The following is a 20,672-nucleotide window of genomic DNA, read 5'->3' on the forward strand; positions in this document are numbered from 1 at the left end:
CTGTGAACCGCTTATTCGTCGCGGATAAGATGATTCGACACACTTAAGCGTCTCTCAGCCGCTTATTTCGCCTCCGTTCCGACATTGCCCTGCCTGCCGTTCCAGCCGGCCTTGTGCGGCCCACGGTCCGCTGCCGCAGTGCGATCGCGAAGCCTGGCGAACGCGGAGAGTGGAAGGGAGTGACAGGGTCAGCGGCCGGGTCACCGACAGGGTCACCGACAGGGTCACCGACAGGGGCAAATAAGCGGCCTTGGGCCGCTTATTTCGGCGAAATGGCCCGGATGGCTGGCAAATAGGCGGCCTCAGGCCGCTTATTTGCTTCCATTCCCCCAGAATGGCGAGGATTCAGTCACTTAAGCGTCTGTGAACCGCTTATTCGTCGCGGATTAGACGATTCGACACACTTAAGCGGCCCAAGTCCGCTTATTTCCGCCTCCGTTCCCGGAATTGCCCCGCCGCCCCGCCGCCCGGCCGCCCCGCCGCCCGGCCGCCCCACCGCAGTGCCGCTCCGCAGCATCGCATTGTGTTCAGGTTACGCCAGGCGATAGCGGGGGAAATCGGACGGGAGGATGGATTCCGTCTCGGACTTTGGTCGGATGTCGATGTCGGCCGTCCGGCCGTTGCGGGCACAATGGGGCGGCATTACACTGTGGCTACCGCTGTCGCGGACAAGTGGCGACTATCGACTATCGACTATCGACGGTCAATGGTCAATGGTCAATGGTCAATCGTCGACCATCGATGGACATCCAGGTAAGGTGGCATGTGGTATGCGTAAAAACGTTATTCTCGGATTGTTGATTCTGGCGATAGGCATCATTTATTTGATGGCGGAGATGGGCGTCTTGAGTTCGGGCGCAGTTTGGCTGTCGGGCCCGGTTCTGTGGCCGCTGGTCTTGGTCGCGGCCGGCGTGTTCGGTTTGCCGAGTCGCGGCCGGTTTTCCGGCACGTCCGTGTTCATGATTGTCTACGGCATCCTGTTGTCGCTCAAAGACACCAAACAGTTCGTTTGGTTGAACCACATTGGCGGTTGGAGTCTCTTCTTCGGTGTCGCGATTGTGCTTGTCGGCGTGTCGTTTCTCATGCCGCGAGGTCACCGCTGGCGTTGGCACGTGCCGGTGATTGTGATCGATCACGATGGCCGAAAGAAGCGGTACGGCTACCGTTCGAGTCGTGCGTCGTCCATGCGGCATACGGGGGATGATTCGACTGACATAACAGACGGATCGGATGAGACAATCGATGTGGACGTATCTGCCGATTCGGGGAGCGGGACATCCGGGCGAGAGCGGGGGAGTGGACACGCGAAGGAAGCCGGACAGGTGGAACGAACCAAGAGATTGCTGGGCGAGCTGCACGTCGGTCAAGCGCCGTGGGTGCTGCGCGATCTCGACTTATGGAACGGCCTTGGCGATATTCGCGTGAACTTGGCGACCGCGCATATCGAGGATGGCACCTACACCATTGACGTGGCGGGCTGGATGGGCGATATCCGCGTGCTGGTGCCGGAGGATTTGGCCGTATTCGTTCAGGCGTCCGTATCGCTTGGCGATTTGACAGTGCTCGGTGAATCGCATAGCGGGGCTGGCTGCTCGGCGACGGTGGAAGACCCGAATTGGGCGACAGCCAGGCAGCGATGCCACATCCGAGCGGATCTTCTGCTCGGCGACATCAAAGTGGTTCGCGTATGACGGTGAAGAATGGAACGATTCGGACGCGCTTCGCAACATACTGCGGACTGCTCGGTGCCGCGGCATTTGCAGGCGGCGCCGTGTGTGATCGCCTGGCGGGGTATGGCCAGGCAGAGGTGCGTGGGCACATCGGCACGTGGGCGTGCTTTGGCGTTGGTGCGCTGGTCGTCGGCGCGCTTGTCGGCTACTGGCTTGCCCAGGGGATTCGCCGGCGCATCTACGATATCGAAGAGGCGGCGGTCTTGATCGCCGGTGGAAGATTGCACCACCGCATTACCGAGACGGAAGGGCGCGACGAGATCAACGAGGTCGTTCAGGCGTTCAACGCCATGGGCGAACGCATTGAGAGCCAAGTGGCCGCGCTGCAAAAACTTGCGCAAGAGAATTTCGATCTCGCCCAAACCGCCGAGCGAGCCGCCCAAATGGAGGAGCGCCAGCGCCTGTCGCGGGAACTGCACGACTCGGTCAGCCAGCAGTTGTTTTCGTTGACCTTGCTTTCGGCAGCCCTGCGTGATCGGTGTCCGGCGGAAGACACCGGCCTCGCCGCGCTCGCGGCGCAAATGGAGGTCCTCGCGAGCCAGGCGCAGCGCGAGATGCGCGCGTTGCTCCTGCATATGCGCCCTATCGATCTCGACGGCAGAGGCTTGCGCGAAGCCATCGAAGCGTTCTTGCAGGCCGTCGGGGACAGGCATGGACTCGCGTGCGTCTTTCGCGATGACACGGCAACGGTGCGGGGGAGCGTGATTGACGAACAACTCTTCCGAATCACGCAGGAGGCGGTGACCAACGTGTTGAAGCACGCGAACGCGTCCACCGTCACGGTCACCTTGTCCGAGTCGAGCGCGTACGTGGAATTGACCGTTTCCGACGACGGGCGCGGCATGCCGATCCAGCAGCGCGGCGAGGCGCTCGGGACTGGCGGCGACACGATTGGCCTGAGTGCGATGCGGGAACGCGCCGAGCGGCTTGGCGGCCAATTGAGCATTTTGCACCGTGATCAAGGAACCACTGTTCGGGCGGTCATCCCTTTGATGTCGTCCGGCGGATCGGAGGAATCGCCATGATTCAGGTATTGCTCGTGGATGATCACGATATCGTTCGCCTGGGGCTTCGCACGTATTTGTCGGGCCTGCCCGAATTCCATGTCGCGGGCGAAGCCACAAACGGCCAGGAGGCGGTCGATCTCGCCCTGCGCCTCTGCCCGGACGTCATCCTGATGGACCTCTTGATGCCCGTGATGTCCGGGGTGGATGCCATCAGGGCCTTGCGTGCCGCCGATTGCACGAGTCACATCGTCGCGCTGACGAGTTCGGTGGAGGATAAGACTGTGTTGGAAGCGATCCGTGCGGGTGCCTCGTCGTATGTGCTCAAGACGACCACGGCGGGCGAATTGGCGGAAGTGCTGCGGCGCGCCGCGGCGGGGCAGTCGACGCTCGACCCGCAGGTGCAGCGGACCGTGCTCGGAGGACTGCAATCTGCGGGATCGAACGAACCATGGCAGGAGCTCACCGAACGGGAGCAGGACGTGCTGCGCGCCATCGCCAAGGGCCAAAGCAACCAGGAAATCGCTGACAGCCTCGGCATCGCCGTCAAGACCGTGAAGACGCATATCAGCAATATCTTCGTCAAGCTGGACGTCCAGGATCGCACGCAGGCGGCGATTTACGCGATCCGCCACGGCTTGGACTGAGTCACTCGTCCCCGCTCGCCGTACGGATCAATGGCATGATGATGGGCGTTGGCGCCTTCATGTACGTGGCTGTTTGTACGACCGCCTTGGCGGCGTTCGACAAAGTCAGTGGCTGGCTGTCGTCGAATGCGCCGTCGTTCAGCGACAGCAACCCGAGGCTGACGGCGATGGCGTCTGCGGCCTCGTCGGTCGCCGGGATCGTCGAGAGGTCGGTCGGGTTGAACGTGAACAGGTCCGGGTGCGACAGCAAAGCGTCATAGCCGAGCGCCTCTGCGAGGATATGGGCCGCTTGGCCCCGTGTGATGTCGGCGGTGGGCTGCAGCGGGTGGTTGGGATCGAGCCAGCCTAATTCGTAAGCGGTCACCAGTTCGCGATACGCGGGATTGTCCTGTGCCACACTGGACGTGGCCGACGTGATCTGCGGCGATGCCGCGGCTGTGGCCGCGTTGTATTGGTTGACCGTTCCGAGGGCGTCCTGGACGAGCTTGACGAAGGACTCGACGGTCATCGCCTGATCCGGATGCACGTCGCCGTTGGTGTCGACCGGAATCAGGCCGCGCGACGCCAACAACTGCAACTGCGCCTGATTGGGATCTGTGCCGATGTCCTTTATGGTTCCTGTGTACGGTTGATAGGCGAGCGCAACGTTCTCGACAAATTGGCCTTGCAAGGCGTCGAAGTAGCTGTCCGTGATCGATTGCGGTTCAGGCGTGTACGCCAGTTCGACTTTCGGCGCTGGGGCCGAGCCGCCGTTCGCCGAAGTCGGCTGAACGAGCATATACGACAGTTGCAACGGATATTGCGTCAGATATGCGGATTCTGCGGCGGAGAGATCGACCGCGTTTGCTGCGGATGGAAGCTGCTGGCCGTCCTGTTGCAAATTGAAGTTGAGGGCTTCCAGTTCTCCAGTGTTCGGGTTCAGTTGGACGCTTCCACCTGCCGCTTGGTCCGGAATACCGTTGACCAGCGACACAATCTGGTACCATCCGCTTGGATTGTCCCCGTTTGTCCCGTCTGCGCCAGATACGTCGGCGTTCGACACCAACGCTAGGTTGTCGAGATGGCCCGCATAAACCGTCTTCACAATGTTTTCCGCGTCTGTTTCAAGCGCAGCGGCTGACAAGGTGTGACCTTGCGATGTCTGCGATCCGTCCGACGGGTTCGCGGCATATTCCGAATAGTTGGTCACGTAGCCATAGGTCGCATCCACACCGACGTTGACAATTCGTTTCGGGGCCGCATCCGATTTCGGCAACGTGAACTGAAAATTCCACGTCTGGCTGCCCGCGCTTTCCCACTCGTTTTCCGAGACCAAATCCGCATCCGGCAATCCAAACGCTTGCTCGACTTCGCGCAAGGCCTGTGCCTGTGTCCAATTCACCGCCGTCGAGCCGACTGGGGACGAGGTTGTTCCGTTGGCCAGCGGTGTCGGCCTTGTGTACGCTGTCGGCGTCGATGTGGTGCCGTTCGGCGACAGGTACAGGCCTGTCTGCGCGTCGATCGCGATGGTCGGCCCGCCTTGATTGACGGCGAAAGTTTCATCCCAACCGTCGCCTTGGTTGGCGGGTACATATTCGAGGGCCAACTTTGACGATCCGTCGCTTTGGAAGACCTCGTCGTACTCCAGATGCAATCCGAGCGCTGCCTGATACGCCTTCGTCGCTGCCGCCTTGGACGCGTCTGGCGTTGCGCTCGGGAATGACACGTTGGTCCACTGTTCATCGACGCTTTGGAGCTGGCCGGTTTGGTCGATGACGATGTCAAACCCGTCAAATGGCGCAGGTACGCCATTGACCTCGCGTTCGAAGGAAAAATCGTACGTCGTCGGTGATCGCAAGTCCGTTTCCGCCTGCGGCCGCACTTGCATCGTCACTTGGCCAATTCGCTTGGGATACAATTTTTCGGCCCACGATTGCGCGATACTCGCCGCCTGCGACTGATCTACCGGCGCTGGGAACGCGAATGAGAGATTCGATGGATTGTGGCTGTAGCTCAAGATGGTTCCGTCGATTGCGTCGACGTTGACGTAGTAACTGTCCGCTGGGCCGTCGTCGTCGCTCGATCCGAAGGTGATGTTGTACGAAGGATCCGAGCCGGAAGAATCGGCGACAAACGAGTCGCTTTGCACCACGTCCGACGCTGGGATCGAGAAAAGCTGCCGCGCTTCCTGTTCCGCTTGACTCAGTGTCCATTTGGCCGCGGGAACGGACGCGGTCGCAGCGGCCCCGGACGTGGTCGACGCGAATGCGGCAACCGGCATGGCGGAACCGACGACGGACATGGTGAGTACGGTAAGCGCTTGGCGTGGCGAGAGTAGTCTGTGTTTCATCAGCCCAACCTCCAACTTGTAGGATCGTCCGAAAAACGTCACAGACGCTTCTAGGGACTGGAATCCAGTCATCCAAACTGACGCCTGAGCTCTGCTGGACGTTACAGCGATGTTGCGAGTTGACGAATAAAATCGCTTGGAGGAACGAAATCCGTCGTTCGAAATCCGTCGTTCATGTTGAGGTTTTTTGTCGATTTGGGACAACCTACTTTAGGAACTCAAGTGAGCGAGGAGGAAACGCTGTGAATGCCAAGCGTATTTTCTTGGTTCAAGTTGTGGTTATTCTTGTCATCTTGGCGGGCGCGTTCGTCGGGTATTACTTTTATCACCAGTCGACGAAGTACCTCAAGACGGACGATGCCCAGGTGACGGGTCAACAGATTGTCATCGCTGCGCCGGTCGATGGCCAGGTCACGTCCTGGAACGGATCGGAAGGCACCCACTTCAGCCAAGGCGATGTCTTGGGGACCATTGCCGCACCGGGGGCGAGGGGAACTACCTCGGTTCAGGTGACCGCGCCGCAAGCCTCCACGGTGGTGCAATCGAACGTCGTGGACAACCAGTTCGTCGCCGCCGGCACCCCGCTCGCGTACGCGTACAATCTGAATCAACTGTGGGTGACCGCCAATATCAAGGAAACCCAGATCAAAAACGTCAGTGTCGGCCAATCGGTGGACGTCTATATCGACGCATATCCAGGTACGACGTTTCCTGGTGTCGTGCAACAGGTCGGCATGGCGACCGCCTCGACGTTCTCCCTGCTGCCAACGAGCAATACCGACGCCAATTTCACGAAGGTAACTCAAGTGATTCCTGTTCGCATTCGACTGCAGACGTACACTGGGCAATTGGTCCCAGGAATGAGCGCTTCCGTTCGCATTCACAAGTGAGGAGGTGAGCGATGTGGCCGAACTGGAAGGGAATGCGGCTGGTTCGTTCCCGGATCGATCAGATCGGGGAGAGATCCGCAAGGCCCCGATTTTGATTTCGTTGGTGTTGGGCGCCTTTACCGCCATCCTCAATCAGACCTTGTTAAACGTCGCGATCCCGAAATTGATGACCGATTTCAACGTCTCAGCGGATACCATTCAGTGGTTGACCACTGGGTACATGCTGACGAACGGAATTGTCATTCCGTTGACCGCGTTCCTGATTGGCACGTTCACCACGCGCCAACTGTTCTTAGGGGCCATGATCTGTTTTGGAATCGGCTCCGTTTTCTGCGCTGGCGCTCCGGATTTCATGGTGATGATGATTGGACGCGTCGTTCAGGCAGCCGGTGCAGGTATCATGATGCCGCTGATGATGACGGTCATTTTGAATCTGTATCCGCCTGAAACGCGCGGGAAGGCGATGGGGACCATTGGCATCGCCATGTTCTTCGCGCCGGCCGTGGGGCCGACCTTGTCCGGCTGGGTTGTCCAGAGCCATTCCTGGCGCATACTCTTTTATATCGTCATACCGGTTGTCGTGATCGATCTCATTGTCGCGAGTGTGTTTTTGACGAACGTGACCGAACGCACATTTCCGAAATTTGAGACGACAAGTTTTGTGACGTCGACGCTTGGCCTCGGCTCGCTGCTGTACGGCTTCAGCGAAGCGGGGAACAAGGGGTGGGGTTCCGGCATTGTTCGGGCGACGATTGTCATTGGTATCGTCTTCATCGTCCTGTTCATCATCCGGGAGCTGACGTCGACGCATCCGCTGCTCAATCTGAGGGTGTTTCGCTACACGGGATTTTCGATCGCGGCGGCGGTCAGTTGCGTGGTCAACATGGCGATGTTCGGCGGAGCCCTGTTAACGCCCATGTATGTTCAGAACATCCGAGGCTATTCCGCGCTCGATTCGGGGCTGCTGCTGTTGCCTGGGGCGATTCTGATGGGCATTATGTCGCCCGTGTCCGGCGCCTTGATGGATAAGTTCGGCGTGCGGCCGCTGGCGTTGATCGGACTCATCATCACGGTCATCACGACGTGGGATTTGGGGCACCTGACGTCCAGTACGCCGTTGTCGCACATCATGTGGGTGTACACGTTCCGCATGTTTGGGATGGGCTTCATCATGATGACCGTCATGACGTCCGGCCTCAACCACCTCCCGCGGACATTGAACAGCCACGGCACCGCGGCGGCGAACACGGTGCGGATGGTCGCGGGATCGCTCGGAACGTCGCTCTTGATCACGGTGATGACCAACCGCACCAACACACATTACAACACGTATATCAACCACGTGTTGACGACGAATCCGCAGATCTCTCTCCAGTTGAGCACCTTGACGAACCAATTGGCCCAGATGATGGGCCAGCCTGCAGCCATCGGCAGGGAAATCGCGACGTACCTTCTGTATGAAGAGTCGCAACTGATGGCGGCTGTGCAAGGCGTGGACGACGCCTACCTTGTCGCTGCGGCGATTTCGCTCCTGGCTTTGATCATGTCGCTCTTCCTGCGAAATGTGAAACGCCCCGTGCCGCCGAGCCCGGCGGACCAACCGGAACTCCCGGAAGGTCGCTCAACGCGCCGCGCCATCGTGATACCGAGGAGGACGTTGCGACACGAAACCGAGTAGCGGGGGCGTCCAGGCAGCCTAAGGCTCACAGCCTTGGCTGCCTCGTTGTTCTGACTCGCCATCGGCGGACGGCGCCCGAACCAAGTCGGGTGGCAGTGTCCGAAGCATCTCGACAAATCGAGTGCCTCCGTCCAGGAGATCGGATTGCAGGGCTTCGCGCAGGGCTTTCGCGGTCGACGGCGACTTCGCGGTTGTGGAAATGGCAATTTGAACGACGCCTGCATGTACTGTGCTAGGCAGGTGAAAATCGCTGTGTGCCGCTTTGCTTGCGACGTTGATCAAAATCCGGCGGGCCTGCGCCGTTTGGCGAACCGCTTCGTTGACATCGGCGTCGTCAGTGGCGGCAAAGGCCAGAAACGCCCCTTCTAGGTGATGGGGTTGGTAAGTCTCGGCAATGTATTCGATCTCGCCCAACTCGACTCGGGCTCGCAGTTCATCGGAAATGTGCGGGCTGACGACGACAACCCGGGCTCCAGCGCGAACCAGCGCGCGGACCCGGCGCGTTGCCACACGCCCTCCGCCAACGACCAGACATCGTTTGTCACGGATTTGTAACATGATTGCGTAGCCCAAATGGAGTTCCCGCCCTTTGTCACATTGACTTTCTGCTCAGTTCAGTTTACATTTACGTTATCATTAATTCCAGATATGTTTATCGGAATATGGGGTGAATCGCGTGACCTTGACAATTGACCATACCGATTTAATTGCAGAGCTTGCAAATGAATTTGAATCCGCAGAACCGCAGAAGATTATTGAAGAAGCACTTCGCCGTATTCCGAATATCACGTTCGCATGTTCCTTCGGAGCGGAAGACATGGTGCTTTTGGATATGTTGATGAAGATCAACCCGGAAGCCAACGTGTTCTATCTCGATACCAACGTTCTCTTCGAGGAAACATACGACCTGCGGGATCGGGCTGTCGAGAAGTATGGCATTCCGAATCTTCGCCAGGTGCTCCCGACATTGACGCTCAAGGAGCAGGCGGAAAAGTACGGCGACGCATTGTGGGCATCGGATCCCAACAAGTGCTGTGACATTCGCAAGGTACAGCCGCTGACGCAGGTTTTGAAGGATTACGACGGTTGGATTACGGGAATTCGCCGTGAACAGGCGCCGACGCGCGCCAACGCGAAGACGTTTGAAGTCGACGCGAAGTTTGGTCTCGTCAAGGTCAATCCGTTGGTTCGTTGGACCGAAGGTCAAGTATGGCGTTATATCAAGATGAACGATGTTCCGTACAATCCGTTGCACGACCAAAACTACCCGAGTATCGGCTGTCTCCACTGCACGCGTCCGGTCAATCCAGGCGAAGACCCGCGCAGCGGCCGTTGGGCGGGGTTCAACAAGACGGAGTGCGGACTGCATCCAACCGCGTAACGTGTCTCATCTTCTTCGCTTCGGCGTGTTTGGAGCCGAAGCGACGTTCATTTGACTGAGTTTTGAAATAAATAGGGCACCATTGAATGGGCAGTGAGGTGAGACAGTGGATCAGGAGAAGAAGCTATCCAAGGTGGAGTACATCAAGCAGTCGAGCAACTATCTTCGTGGCACGATTGAGGAAGCGTTGGCCGACGACAGTACACATTTCAGTGAAGAGAATATTCAAGTTCTGAAATTTCACGGAACGTACCAGCAAGATGATCGTGATCTGCGCCGTCAGTTGACGAAAGAAGGCAAAGAACGTCATTACATGATGATGATTCGCGCTCGAATTCCCGGCGGCGTGTTGAGTGCAGATCAGTATTTGCAATTCGACAAGTTGGCCGATGAATACGGAAACGGCACCATGAGGGTCACGACTCGCCAAACGTTCCAGCTTCACGGCATCCTGAAGTCGAATCTCAAAGCGACCATTCGCGGCATCAATGATGTTCTCATCACGACGCTCGGCGGATGCGGAGATCAGGTCCGCAACATCGTAGGCTGCGCGGCACCGCATGAAGGCCCGTTCTACGATGCTGTCCGACAGGATCTGTTGGCGGTCGTTGACGCGACGTCCGCGAAGACGCACGCCTACCATGAGATTTGGCTCGACGGCGAGCGTGTCGATCCCGCCGTGGACGCAGCCAACGAGACCCTGTACGGCGAATCGTACCTGCCGCGCAAGTTTAAGATCGCGTTCGCCTATGAAGGCGACAACTGCGCCGACGTATACTCGAACGACATCGCCGTGATCGCCCATCGGGACGGAGATTCCGTGGCTGGCTACACACTTGCCATCGGCGGGGGCATGGGCCGTACGGCGAGCGACAAGCAGACTGCGCCCCACCTCGCGAAGGCGTTCTGCTTCGTCGAACCGAGCGAACTGGTCGAGGTGTGCAAGACGGTGATTGCGATTCAGCGTGATCACGGCAACCGCGAAAATCGCAAGTTCGCACGGATGAAGTATCTCGTGGCAAACAAAGGCATCGCCTGGTTCCGCGAGGAGGCCGCGCGCCGTTTGGGCTACGAGTTGAAGCAGCCCCGTGACATCGAATGGACGACCTCGGATGATCACCTTGGCCGCATGGAGAGTCCCTCAGGCAAGGTGCACCTCGGTCTGTTCATCCAGAACGGGCGCATTCACGATGTCGAGGGCATGTCGCTGAAGAGCGTTCTGCGGGAGATCATGATTGCGTATCAGCCGCAGGTTCGGTTGACGACGCAGCAGAATCTCATTCTGGCCAACTTGTCGCCGGAAGCCGCGGACGAGATCGAACAAATGCTTCACGAAGCGGGTGTCAAGCTCGCCGAAGAGCATACACAGCTGCGGCTGCGCTCGATGGCGTGCCCTGCGATGCCGACCTGCGGCTTGGCCATCGCCGAGTCGGAGCGGGCATTGCCTGCCGTCATCGACGATCTGGAAAAGACATTGCATGAGATCGGACTTGGAGAGCAGCCTATTTCTGTGCGAATGACCGGTTGCGCCAACGGCTGTGCGCGACCCTATATCGCGGAGATTGGGTTCGTCGGCCGCGTGATCGGCAAATACGACTTGCTGCTCGGCGCAAACGTCGAGGGCACACGGACCAACCAATTGTTCAGAGAAATGGTGCCGGTTCACGAGTTGGTCCCCACGTTGCGGCCGCTGTTGGAGGCGTATCGCGATGAGCGGCAGGCTGGCGAGTCGTTTGGGGATTATTGCAGCCGTGTTGGGATCGAGAGACTTCAGGATCGGTTTGTCCCTGTATCCTAAGTCGCGCATACAGGGGGTTACATGATGGCAACTGGCAAGGTGGTTCTCGTCGGCGCGGGCCCTGGACATCCGGGGCTCCTGACAGGGCGAGGCCGGCAGGCCATCGAACAGGCGGACGCAATCGTCTTTGATCGACTTGCTTCGCCGCGCATTCTGGCCTACGCGAAACCGGAGGCCAAGCTCATCTACGTCGGAAAGACCGCGAAGCACCATACGCTGTCGCAGTCGGAGATCCAAGATGTGCTTGTGTCCCTGGCGCAACGTGGGCTGTTTGTCGTTCGCGTCAAAGGCGGCGATCCGTTCGTCTTCGGCCGCGGTGCCGAGGAAGCCCGCGCCCTCAGCGAGGCCGGCGTGAAGTGGGAAGTGGTGCCAGGGGTCACATCCGCGGTTGCGGTGCCTGCTTACGCCGGCATTCCCGTAACGTTGCGCGACGTCTCACCATCGTTCAGCGTCATGACGGGCCATCGATCCGATTCCGAGGAACCCTCACTGGAACACGACGGCTTGTTGCGCGGGACTGGGACGTTGATTGTCCTGATGGGTGTAGCGCATTTACCCGACATCGTCGAACGGTTGATTTCGAGCGGCAGGTCACCGCACACACCTGTCGCCTTGGTTCGCTGGGGCACTCGGGCGGAACAGACGACGATTGTCGGCACGCTTGCGAACATCGTCGATGTCGCCGCGCAGCGCAAAGTGACCTCGCCCGCCGTGATCGTGGTCGGCGACGTGGTGAAGGAGCGAGACCATCTGGCCTGGTTCGAGCAGTTGCCCTTGTTCGGCAAACGAGTGCTCGCCGTCGCTTCGACGACCAACCAAGCGATGGCCTTGGCGACCGTTGCGGAAACGGCAGGAGCGGAAACCTACGTCGCCTCGATGGAACAGCTCGCCGCGCCGAATCGCGACGCCCTGTCCGACTTTTGGCGGCAGTGCCAGACATGCGCCGCCAGAGTCGGTGTCTTTTTCACCACGTCCTTCGGCGTCCGCACGCTGTTTGAAGATATGCGTGAACGCGGCATGGATGCCAGGCAGCTTCATCGCTTGGTCATTGGCGCCTCTAATCCGTTTGTGGACGAAACGCTTCGCTCTTTTGGTCTGCTTGCCGATGTCAGCTCCCGCGAACAAATGACCGCCGCAGGCGTCGATCTCTGGTGGACCGAGTCGGCGGAGTGGCTGGAGTCGGCCCAGCGGATGGATGGGACGGAGGAAATCCCGGATCGTCGGATCGCCGACAAGGCCGCCGTGATGCGTCGGCTCCCTCTGCTGACGCGGCGACAGCCGCATGTGGATCCCGATGCCGCCATTCTCACCTGGCGGGATTTGCTGCACACTTGGGCTGCCGACGGGATCGACTTTGCGTGGGTCGCGTCGGACGCTGTGAACGTTCTCGACGACTTGGGCCTCAGCCAAGGCGAGTTTCCCGTTCTGTACGCCAAGGCTGGCGTGATGGACGAAAGGGCTTTGTTGAGCGAGATCGACGAGCAAGCGGGGAGCGGAGTGGAGTTGGACAAACGGCAGCGGAGCGGGAGATTGGCGGAGGTTCATAGGCGATGACACGCGGAGTTCTATTTATTGCGCATGGGACGCGTCGGCGTCACGGGATCGAAGAGTGCAACGAATTTCTGCACGCGGTGGCTGAGCGGCTCACCCCGCGTTCGGCCCCGCTTGCGACCTGCGCGTTTCTGGAATTGGAGCCGCCTGGCATCGAGGACGCCGCCGAACAACTGATTCGAGCCGGCGCGACTTCCATCACCATCGTGCCGTTGCTGCTGTTTGCCGCCGGCCACATGAAGTCGGACATCCCAACTGAAATCGCCACGGTCCAATCCCGCCATCCGAACGTCGCCTTTGATTTCGTCGAGCCGTTCGGCGAAGACGACGCGTTTGTGAACGCCGCCGTCGATCGCGCCCGTCAAGCGATCCGCCGCACGAGCCTGCCCGACAATGCCCGGGCTGTGCTGTTTCTCGGCCGCGGTAATCGCGATGACACGGCCCAGACAGCTTTTGAGCGCGTCGCAGACCGATTTGCCAAGCAACTCTCGGCCGCGGAGGTCGCGTCGGGGGAAGTGCCGTTGGCGCCGCTTCCGCCGCGTAAAGTTCAGATCGGATATTTGGCGGGTTCAGGCCTATCCCTCGAAGCTGCGCTGGATTCCCTGGCGGAAGAGGATTTTCGCGAGATTGTCATCCAACCGTATCTTTGGTTTTCCGGATGGCTCACAGACACTTTGCCTGATCGCGTTGAATCATGGCAGCGATCGTCCCGCCAAGCCGCCTTGGTCAACGTAACCATCGCCCGCCACTTGGGTGTCGACATGTCGATGGTTCACGCCGTCGCGCGACGCATTGCCAAGATTGGCTTGTCGCGGCTATCATAGACGTATCTCGGATGCGCATTTTCCTATTCAGGTGGAATATCCAATGATAAGACGATCCAAACCGCTCCTTCTGAAGCTGGGCGTTTTGATTCTGCTCATAGGCCTCCTCGCGCAGCCGGCTTGGCGCTTGTTGAACTGGGGATATCAAACGACCACGACGACCCTCGACATCGTGAAACTGGTTCACCACGACTTTCCCAATATCGGATATATCGAATTAGGCAATAGTTCTCCTTTGTTTCAGAATCGTCTCTTGGCGAAGAACACACTTGGGGTATATGTGCTGTTGACCGACGGCATCGAGTACAACTTCGTCTGGTACAAACTGGCGAAGAGGTTGGTCTTTATTAGCGAGGGCTGGGTCAATCAAGCGGTCGCCAACGGATTTTCGGATTCAAGCCCATTTGTATGATGAGGCGAATGGGGTGCGCCGGCAGCGGTGGGGCGGCGGTGGGGCAGCGGAGTCGCCGGATGCGAATAAGCGGCCCAGAGCCGCTTAAGTGTGTCGAATCATCTGATAAGTGACGAATAAGCGGTCGAGGGACGCTTAAGTGGCGTGGAACCGGCGTGATCGAGGCGTCGATAGGCGAATAAGCGTCGGTGGGCCGCTTACATGTGCCGATCCGTCCGGTTCTACACGAATAAGCGGCTGAGAGCTGCTTAAGCGGCAGCAGCCCATCGCGCCGGCGCACGATCCCGCCCGCCACCGCGATCTCGCCGCGCTCCCGCTCGCCATCCCGCCGCCTGGCATACGAAAGAGGGCTGGCCCGCAGCCCTCACCGCAAGCGCAGCCTATTGTAGATTACCAATAGTACCCATACGGAGACGCCAGCGCGCCCAAGGTCAACCCAGTGAGCGCTCCGAACGCGAAATAGCCGAGTGGTGCGTACACCGGTTGCACGTCCTCGGTGGCGTTTAGGTCACCGAGTGTGGACGCATTCAGTTCTCTTGTGTCCGCTGAAACGGGCGATGTGTGAATCAGGTAGATGCCGTGATGGTGCACACTGTGGAGAATACCAGGATACGCGCGGCCGTTCACGTGGTAGGCGATCACGTGCCGACCGACCAGTCGCTTTGCAACAGGATACAACGGATGTGTCATGCTGCATTCCCCCTCCTTTCGTCCATTCAGCGTATGCTGAAGGGCGGACGCAAGAAGGGGACAGGTGTCCTGTTAGGCGGGTCAAAGCATGGCGGGATCGAACAATCCGAATCTCCGATCCGCCGGTCGGCTGTCGGCAGGGGTGCCGCCGGGGGGATTGGCCGGCGATTCTTGCAGGCGGACACGGTGCAGCACCATCGCGGGCGAGGTTCGAATCGCTCGAAATCCCATGCCCGCAAGGCGTTTGAGCCAAGCGTTGGCGTCCCGATCCGCCGTTGGCACGTCGATGAACGCGGTGTTGCTTCCCGTCAATTCGAGGGCGTGTTGGACCAGCTCCACCGCGGTGTCTTCGTCCTGCGCGACGATGGGACCCAATCTGACTCGACCATCCGCCGGTAAACATAGACAAAAGCCAGACGCGTTGGTGACCGAATCGCTGTCGCCGACAAGCCAGGCGTTTGGCCAACGCTGCACCGCGCGCAGGATTTGTGGACGATAGACGCCGCACAGGGTTTGTTCGAGAGACGCCAGGTGCGCCCAGTGGGAAGCGGGCAACGGCTGGCTTAACGCTGCACCGAATGCCGCACTGCTTACGCGACGATTGCGAATACGTCCGAGCAGGCCTGGCTTGTCCGCTGGATCGCGCGAGAGCCGGACCACGCTGTCGCAATCGACGAAACCGATTTGGCGATACAGTGGGTAGCCGAATTCTGTCGCAATCAACTCGAATGTCGCCGGCGCGGATACAGAATTCATCGCGAATTCGAGCAAGGTGCGGGCGATGCCCTGTCTGCGCGCGTTGGGATGGACGATCACGTTGCCAATTGACCATCTGCCTTCGCCGCGTGGAAACAACGTGATCATGCCAAGCAGCGATCCGCCATCCACCCAGCCGTACCAGGTGCCCGTGTCGAGGTAGAGTTGCAGACGCGGCCAGTCCACAATCCATTCGGCGAGTTGGAGGAGACGGATGATGCCTGGCGAGTCGGCGGCCGACAGTGTGCGAATTCTGCCGTCTATCACGCGAACACGACCGTCTTGTTGCCGTGGACGATGATTTGGTCGTCCAAGTGCCACTTCACGGCGCGGCTCAATACGGCGCGTTCCACCTGGCGGCCGGCGAGTTTCAGGGCTTTCGCGTCGAAGCGGTGATCGACGCGGGTCACATCCTGCTCGATGATGGGGCCTTCATCCAACTCTTCGGTGACGTAGTGCGCTGTGGCGCCAATCAATTTCACGCCGCGATCGTACGCGCGCTGATAGGGATTGCGGCCGATGAACGCCGGCAAAAAAGAGTGGTGGATATTGATGATGCGTTCAGGGTATCGGTGTAAGAAGCCCGGACTCAAAATCTGCATGTAGCGCGCGAGGACGACGACATCGATGTCGTCGCCGAGCAATTCCAGTTGTGTCGCTTCGGCCCGCGTTTTGTCGGCGGGATCGACCGGCACGTGGTGGAATGGAATGCCAAGGCCTGTCACGAGCGACTCGGCGTCGCGGTGATTGCTCACGACCATGCGCAAGTCCGCGTTGAGGTGGCCATCCTGCCATTCCCACAGCAACTCTTGCAGGCAGTGGAGTTCCTTGGACACAAAAATGGCCATCCGCTTTTTCGATCTCGCCGGAGAGTATCTCCACTCCATTTGATAGCGGCTCGCGAGGCTCTCGAAGTCTCGGCACAGAGCCTGTTCGTGATTGGGGAGACTGTCGAGATCGAACTCGATCCGCATAAAAAACGTACCGCCCTCAGGCTCTGTGGTATACTGCGCCGATGCGGTGATATTGGCGTTGTGCGCCGCCAGAAACTGGCCGACGGCCGCAACGATACCGTGCCGATCCGGACACGATATCAATAGCCTGCCTCGATTTTCGTTCGCTTTCGTCATGAGGACACCTCGATGCCTAACTGTTCTTGTTGTTCTTTCGACAGGACGATCATCTTCGCCTTCGATGTCGCCTTCAATTCGCCGGATTCGCCTTCGATTCGGGCATCGACGAGAAGCAAACGCGAAGTCACTTTGCTCGGACGCGCCTCAATTCGAACCCGCTCGCCGACCCGAATCGGCGCTTTAAAGGAAATGTTCAATTCCGCGGTCACGGTCACCAGACCGAGGTTTAATGGCACGTAAGCCGATGCTTCGTCCAGCAAACAACTTGTGATTCCTCCGTGCTGCACACTGGGCCAGCCGATGTGGTGTTCTTCCGTTTGAAACACACCCGTCACGCCATCGCCGTCTCGTGTGAATTTAAGATGAAGCCCATGCGGGTTTTTGTCGCCGCAGGCAAAACAATAATCGTAGCCCAATGCAGACACCTCCATACATGCCACAGAGCCGATGTGTTGGCCCCGTGTCCAATCACCATTATGAAATTTCAAGATTTGCCTAGCAAGCGCCGCCTAGCAGGCGATGACTCAAATTCTACATCTATGTGACAAACTCATGAAATGGTAGAATGAGTGGCGATTGGATCATAGAGAGGGGACGAAACAGATGTCTGTACAACAGGTGGACACCTTCGACAACGGCGCGGGCAACGCGTTCCGATTGTTGAGCCTGCGGCGGAAGGTGCTGGCCATTACGGTGATCAGCGTGCTGGTGAGCTGGCCGATTTCCAGTCTGCTGAATCAATTGGTTCAACATTTGTTTCCCCACGTGCGTTTGGACATCTACGTCAACACGCTGATCAGTCTGATTGTGACGACGGTGTTGGTCACGTACACAGTCCAGTGGCTGATCATTCGCCCGCTCAACCGCGTCATTCAGGCGATGCATTCTGTCGCCGAAGGCAATCTGGCCATTGACGTCGATCACCACACCAACGACGAGGTAGGCAGTCTATCCAGGGCGCTCAATCACATGGTTGGCAACTTGCGTCAGCTCATTACCGAAGTGGCGCAAGCGTCGGAACAACTTGGCGCCGCGTCGCAGGAATTGTCCGCCAGCGCTGAGGAGAGCGGCAAGGCTTCGGAGCAGATTGCAACGACCGTCCAAGAGGTGGCGATTGGAGCAGGGCGCCAAACGGAAAGCCTCGAGCACAGCTCGAAGTTGTTTGAAGCCATGTCCGAGGAAGTGAACCGGATCGTCGAGCGATTCGAACGGGTCCACGAATCTGTCGAGGTATCGTCCCAAACGGCTGAAGCCGGCAGTCAGGACGTCGTCCGCGTGATCGAGCAGATGCAGTCGATTGAGCACGCCGTTCGCGAACTGGAATCGGTCATCCGGGGCTTGCATGATCGGTCCGCCGACATCGGCATGATGCTTGAGACGATCACGCAAATTTCCAAGCAGACACATCTGCTCTCGCTCAACGCCGCAATCGAAGCCGCCCGCGCAGGTGAGGCCGGCCGGGGATTCGCCGTCGTGGCCGGGGAAGTCCGCAAGCTCGCGGAGCAATCTGCGGCCTCCGCCACGGAAGTAACCGGCATCGTGACCACGATTCAGCAAGAGACGCAGCTGGCGCTCGAGTCCATGAGCCTGTCGACCTCCGCCGTCGAAGCAGGCACGGCCGTCGTCCACCAGGTCGACCAGTCGTTTGGACGAATCCGGGCAGCCATCGAAACGGTCGCCGACCAAATGGACGAAGTCTCCGAATTTGTAACGAACATCGCGCACGACGCCGCGCTCTCCAACGAACGCGTTCGCGAAGTGTCCGAAGTCGCCCGTCAGACGGCCATGGGCATGGAGAACGTCGCCGCCTCCACCGAAGAACAACTCGCCTCCATGGAGGAAATTTCGGCTTCGAGCGCAGCCTTGACGCATATGGCGGAACGCCTGCAGGAAGTCATCGGCCAGTTCCGCACCAATTGACCTGGCAGCGACGGCTGACGGGCGCGGAGGAAGCGGAGGAAGCGGAGGAAGCGGAGGAAGCGGAGGAAGCGGAGGGTCGCCTGCGCGATCGCGCTGCCGGCCGGGCGATGGGGCGATGGGGCGATGGGGCGATGGGGCGATGGGGCGATGGGGCGACCGACGCGAATAAGCGGCGCTAGGCCGCTTAAGTGTGTCGAATCATCCGATCCGCGTCGAAATAAGCCGTCGAGGGACGCTTAAATGGCTGAAACCGTCGTATTTTGGGGGGACGCAGGCGAATAAGCGTCCTTGAGCTGCCTATTTTGCGGTCGATCCCGCCATGTCACGCAAATAAGCGGCCGTGGGCCGCCTATTTGCCCGCTCACCCTCCGTCACCCCGTCACCCGGCACTCGTCGCGTCCTCCCGCTACGCTGCCACGCCCCCCACGTCACCCATCGCGATCCCGCCGTCGCAAGGGGAGTTTCGCCCCTTCCGCCCTACGCTTCTTCCACCGTCGGCGCCAGATCCGCTTCTGTCGGATAGGGTGCGTCCGCGAGAGACGCGAGGGTGTACGGGCGCAGCAACTCAGGCAGGATGCGGCGGACTGAGGTCGATCCGATGCGCTCCGGGTTGAACGAGTGAATGGGCATCACGACCTGCGGCTGAATTTCTTCGATGATGGCGCAGATCTCGTTTCGGGACGCGTGCCCGGTGGAGCCGATGGATTCAAACGCGAGACCATAGTGTTCGAGCCAGCGGAGCATGTTGTCCCAGGCGGGATCGTATGGGCCCAAGGGCGATCCGTTGGCGTGCATGAAGACGCCTCCGGCCTCTGGCGCGATGTCGGAGAGCAGCCAGAAACGGTCGTACGTCAGTTCCATGAGATACGACGCTTCCCGATGGGCGACGTCGTTCGCGGTCACACTGGGAATTTGCTTCTCTGCGATCCAGTCGCGGACGGGTTGTGAGAGTTGAATCGAGGGATCGGACCAGACGGCGAAATCGGCGAGGCCCTCGAACACATGCACGAGATATGCGGTCTCCGGCTGGAGAATCAGGGTGCGGCCGGTCTGCTTGGCGGCATTGTAAAATGCGAGATAGCGTTCCGGATGGCGGCGGTAGGCGTTGAAGTAGGCGCCGCCTGCGCTGTTGGCGGTGAGCTGCAGGGCGAGATCGGAGAGCTCGGCCTCGGTCGTGACGGACTCTTCGCCAATGGCGCGCGTGCCTTCAATAAACAAGGCGTGCGGCTGGAACGCTCGCGCCAATTGCGCGAATTCGCGCGTCCACTCCGGGTGCGCTCCGTGGAGGCGCAAGTCGCCTGAGTAGAGCAGGCGGACGTCAGGCGTCTCGATGAAGATGGAGCTGGCGCCTGGGGTGTCGTGATCGACCCGGTGAAAGTGAACGGAAATGGGGCCATGGGAAACACGAACGCCGTATGCAAGCGGCGTGTAGTCGAGTGTTTGACCTGGGCCTTCTCCAATTTCGTCCAGCGCGCTCAGCATGCGAAAGGTGTCGGTGCTGAGAAAGACGCGTGTGCCGCTGAGAACGTAGGGCAAGAGCCCGGTGTGATCCAGGTGGCAGTGACTGAGCGCGATGGCGAGCTTCGGGTCGGCTGGAGCGGTGAACAGATTGTCGATGTCCGGGGCGACGCCGACGCGAACGAGATCGCGAATGCCGCGCTCCCGCAACGTTCCGTCGAAGATGGGAATGTCGCTTCGAAACGCGCGTCCCATGTCGAACAGCAGGCGATAACCATCATGTTCGACTTGAATGATATTTCCTCCGATTGTACGGGTTCCTGCGTAGAAGGTCCACGTTGTGGTAGCCATCCGCACACTCCTTTTGTGCAACGTTCACACGATACTTCATGCAATGCCTGATCGACATTGGATTCGCCGTCTGCTTGCCAAGTCCTTGCTTGTCTTCCGTCAACCTTCTATAAAATCGTA

General features: G+C 59.3%; 19 protein-coding genes. 12 read left to right on the forward strand and 7 right to left on the reverse strand.

Annotated features, from left to right (window positions below):
* Nucleotides 1-569: 569 nt before the first annotated feature.
* The 3 genes from liaF to AAC01S_RS08950 are packed head-to-tail and all read left to right on the forward strand — an operon-like array spanning nucleotide 570 to nucleotide 3,381.
* Nucleotides 570-1,691 (forward strand): cell wall-active antibiotics response protein LiaF, encoded by a 1,122-nt coding sequence (gene liaF, locus AAC01S_RS08940; RefSeq protein ID WP_067621353.1) that lies wholly within the window; start codon nucleotides 570-572, stop codon nucleotides 1,689-1,691.
* Complete coding sequence (locus AAC01S_RS08945) at nucleotides 1,688-2,755, forward strand: HAMP domain-containing sensor histidine kinase (protein WP_067621354.1); 1,068 nt, start codon at nucleotides 1,688-1,690, stop codon at nucleotides 2,753-2,755. Before liaF ends, AAC01S_RS08945 begins: the two co-directional genes overlap by 4 nt.
* Nucleotides 2,752-3,381, forward strand: coding sequence for a response regulator (locus tag AAC01S_RS08950; protein ID WP_067621355.1), 630 nt, complete (start codon nucleotides 2,752-2,754; stop codon nucleotides 3,379-3,381). The genes AAC01S_RS08945 and AAC01S_RS08950 overlap by 4 nt, the downstream gene beginning before the upstream one ends.
* A 1-nt stretch (nucleotide 3,382) precedes the next feature.
* Here the strand turns inward: AAC01S_RS08950 and AAC01S_RS08955 are convergent, their stop codons facing one another.
* Nucleotides 3,383-5,710 (reverse strand): YcdB/YcdC domain-containing protein, encoded by a 2,328-nt coding sequence (locus AAC01S_RS08955; RefSeq protein WP_067621356.1) that lies wholly within the window; start codon nucleotides 5,708-5,710, stop codon nucleotides 3,383-3,385.
* Nucleotides 5,711-5,952: 242 nt separating this feature from the next.
* On the opposite strand from AAC01S_RS08955, the gene AAC01S_RS08960 reads away from it, so the two are divergent.
* Together AAC01S_RS08960 and AAC01S_RS08965 are read left to right on the forward strand one after the other, a co-directional pair.
* Nucleotides 5,953-6,600, forward strand: a complete 648-nt coding sequence (locus AAC01S_RS08960; RefSeq protein ID WP_067621357.1) for a beta-barrel domain-containing protein — start codon at nucleotides 5,953-5,955, stop codon at nucleotides 6,598-6,600.
* Between the two features lie 22 nt (nucleotides 6,601-6,622).
* Complete coding sequence (locus AAC01S_RS08965; RefSeq protein ID WP_067621406.1) at nucleotides 6,623-8,278, forward strand: DHA2 family efflux MFS transporter permease subunit; 1,656 nt, start codon at nucleotides 6,623-6,625, stop codon at nucleotides 8,276-8,278.
* Nucleotides 8,279-8,296: 18 nt separating this feature from the next.
* On the opposite strand, the gene AAC01S_RS08970 is transcribed toward AAC01S_RS08965, so the two are convergent.
* Nucleotides 8,297-8,836: a precorrin-2 dehydrogenase/sirohydrochlorin ferrochelatase family protein gene (locus tag AAC01S_RS08970; protein WP_157071111.1), complete on the reverse strand. Its 540-nt coding sequence runs from the start codon at nucleotides 8,834-8,836 to the stop codon at nucleotides 8,297-8,299.
* Nucleotides 8,837-8,954: 118 nt separating this feature from the next.
* Between AAC01S_RS08970 and AAC01S_RS08975 the strand changes: the two genes are divergently transcribed.
* The 5 genes from AAC01S_RS08975 to AAC01S_RS08995 all read left to right on the forward strand — a co-directional run bounded on the left by AAC01S_RS08975 (nucleotide 8,955) and on the right by AAC01S_RS08995 (nucleotide 14,244).
* Complete coding sequence (locus AAC01S_RS08975; RefSeq protein ID WP_067621359.1) at nucleotides 8,955-9,659, forward strand: phosphoadenylyl-sulfate reductase; 705 nt, start codon at nucleotides 8,955-8,957, stop codon at nucleotides 9,657-9,659.
* Between the two features lie 106 nt (nucleotides 9,660-9,765).
* Entirely contained in the window at nucleotides 9,766-11,457 is a 1,692-nt protein-coding gene (locus AAC01S_RS08980) for an NADPH-dependent assimilatory sulfite reductase hemoprotein subunit (RefSeq protein ID WP_067621360.1), read from the forward strand.
* 24 nt (nucleotides 11,458-11,481) lie between these two features.
* A complete protein-coding gene (cobA, locus tag AAC01S_RS08985; protein WP_067621361.1) occupies nucleotides 11,482-13,011 on the forward strand; it encodes a uroporphyrinogen-III C-methyltransferase in 1,530 nt (509 codons plus the stop codon).
* A complete protein-coding gene (locus AAC01S_RS08990; protein WP_067621362.1) occupies nucleotides 13,008-13,832 on the forward strand; it encodes a sirohydrochlorin chelatase in 825 nt (274 codons plus the stop codon). The genes cobA and AAC01S_RS08990 overlap by 4 nt, the downstream gene beginning before the upstream one ends.
* 43 nt (nucleotides 13,833-13,875) lie before the next feature.
* The gene (locus AAC01S_RS08995) at nucleotides 13,876-14,244 is read left to right on the forward strand and encodes a hypothetical protein (protein WP_067621363.1); all 369 of its coding nucleotides are present in this window, start codon (nucleotides 13,876-13,878) and stop codon (nucleotides 14,242-14,244) included.
* 390 nt (nucleotides 14,245-14,634) lie between these two features.
* Here the strand turns inward: AAC01S_RS08995 and AAC01S_RS09000 are convergent, their stop codons facing one another.
* From AAC01S_RS09000 to AAC01S_RS09015, 4 genes are all read right to left on the reverse strand, one after another.
* Nucleotides 14,635-14,934, reverse strand: coding sequence for a hypothetical protein (locus AAC01S_RS09000; protein WP_067621364.1), 300 nt, complete (start codon nucleotides 14,932-14,934; stop codon nucleotides 14,635-14,637).
* A gap of 81 nt (nucleotides 14,935-15,015) precedes the next feature.
* Entirely contained in the window at nucleotides 15,016-15,957 is a 942-nt protein-coding gene (locus AAC01S_RS09005; protein ID WP_067621365.1) for a GNAT family N-acetyltransferase, read from the reverse strand.
* A complete protein-coding gene (purU, locus tag AAC01S_RS09010) occupies nucleotides 15,954-16,820 on the reverse strand; it encodes a formyltetrahydrofolate deformylase (RefSeq protein WP_067621366.1) in 867 nt (288 codons plus the stop codon). The genes AAC01S_RS09005 and purU overlap by 4 nt, the downstream gene beginning before the upstream one ends.
* Complete coding sequence (locus AAC01S_RS09015) at nucleotides 16,817-17,248, reverse strand: PaaI family thioesterase (protein ID WP_245630143.1); 432 nt, start codon at nucleotides 17,246-17,248, stop codon at nucleotides 16,817-16,819. Before AAC01S_RS09015 ends, purU begins: the two co-directional genes overlap by 4 nt.
* A gap of 178 nt (nucleotides 17,249-17,426) precedes the next feature.
* On the opposite strand from AAC01S_RS09015, the gene AAC01S_RS09020 reads away from it, so the two are divergent.
* Nucleotides 17,427-18,743: a methyl-accepting chemotaxis protein gene (locus AAC01S_RS09020; protein ID WP_067621368.1), complete on the forward strand. Its 1,317-nt coding sequence runs from the start codon at nucleotides 17,427-17,429 to the stop codon at nucleotides 18,741-18,743.
* A complete protein-coding gene (locus AAC01S_RS09025) occupies nucleotides 18,740-18,922 on the forward strand; it encodes a hypothetical protein (protein ID WP_067621369.1) in 183 nt (60 codons plus the stop codon). Before AAC01S_RS09020 ends, AAC01S_RS09025 begins: the two co-directional genes overlap by 4 nt.
* A 298-nt stretch (nucleotides 18,923-19,220) precedes the next feature.
* Here AAC01S_RS09025 and AAC01S_RS09030 read toward each other — a convergent pair whose 3' ends face one another.
* Nucleotides 19,221-20,552: an MBL fold metallo-hydrolase gene (locus tag AAC01S_RS09030; protein ID WP_067621370.1), complete on the reverse strand. Its 1,332-nt coding sequence runs from the start codon at nucleotides 20,550-20,552 to the stop codon at nucleotides 19,221-19,223.
* Nucleotides 20,553-20,672 lie beyond the last annotated feature (120 nt).

It is taken from the genome of Alicyclobacillus acidiphilus NBRC 100859 (genome assembly GCF_001544355.1).
In the GTDB taxonomy this organism is placed as follows: Bacteria; Bacillota; Bacilli; order Alicyclobacillales; family Alicyclobacillaceae; genus Alicyclobacillus; species Alicyclobacillus acidiphilus.

Bases quoted from the DNA above. Each gene is read 5' to 3' on its own strand.
- AAC01S_RS09030 (WP_067621370.1), bottom strand. From the start codon at position 20,552: ATGGCTACCACAACGTGGACCTTCTACGCAGGAACCCGTACAATCGGA.
- AAC01S_RS08950 (WP_067621355.1), top strand. From the start codon at position 2,752: ATGATTCAGGTATTGCTCGTGGATGATCACGATATCGTTCGCCTGGGG.
- AAC01S_RS08955 (WP_067621356.1), bottom strand. From the start codon at position 5,710: ATGAAACACAGACTACTCTCGCCACGCCAAGCGCTTACCGTACTCACC.
- AAC01S_RS08990 (WP_067621362.1), top strand. From the start codon at position 13,008: ATGACACGCGGAGTTCTATTTATTGCGCATGGGACGCGTCGGCGTCAC.
- AAC01S_RS08945 (WP_067621354.1), top strand. From the start codon at position 1,688: ATGACGGTGAAGAATGGAACGATTCGGACGCGCTTCGCAACATACTGC.
- AAC01S_RS09000 (WP_067621364.1), bottom strand. From the start codon at position 14,934: ATGACACATCCGTTGTATCCTGTTGCAAAGCGACTGGTCGGTCGGCAC.
- AAC01S_RS09020 (WP_067621368.1), top strand. From the start codon at position 17,427: ATGTCTGTACAACAGGTGGACACCTTCGACAACGGCGCGGGCAACGCG.
- purU (WP_067621366.1), bottom strand. From the start codon at position 16,820: ATGACGAAAGCGAACGAAAATCGAGGCAGGCTATTGATATCGTGTCCG.
- liaF (WP_067621353.1), top strand. From the start codon at position 570: ATGGATTCCGTCTCGGACTTTGGTCGGATGTCGATGTCGGCCGTCCGG.
- cobA (WP_067621361.1), top strand. From the start codon at position 11,482: ATGGCAACTGGCAAGGTGGTTCTCGTCGGCGCGGGCCCTGGACATCCG.
- AAC01S_RS08970 (WP_157071111.1), bottom strand. From the start codon at position 8,836: ATGTTACAAATCCGTGACAAACGATGTCTGGTCGTTGGCGGAGGGCGT.
- AAC01S_RS08995 (WP_067621363.1), top strand. From the start codon at position 13,876: ATGATAAGACGATCCAAACCGCTCCTTCTGAAGCTGGGCGTTTTGATT.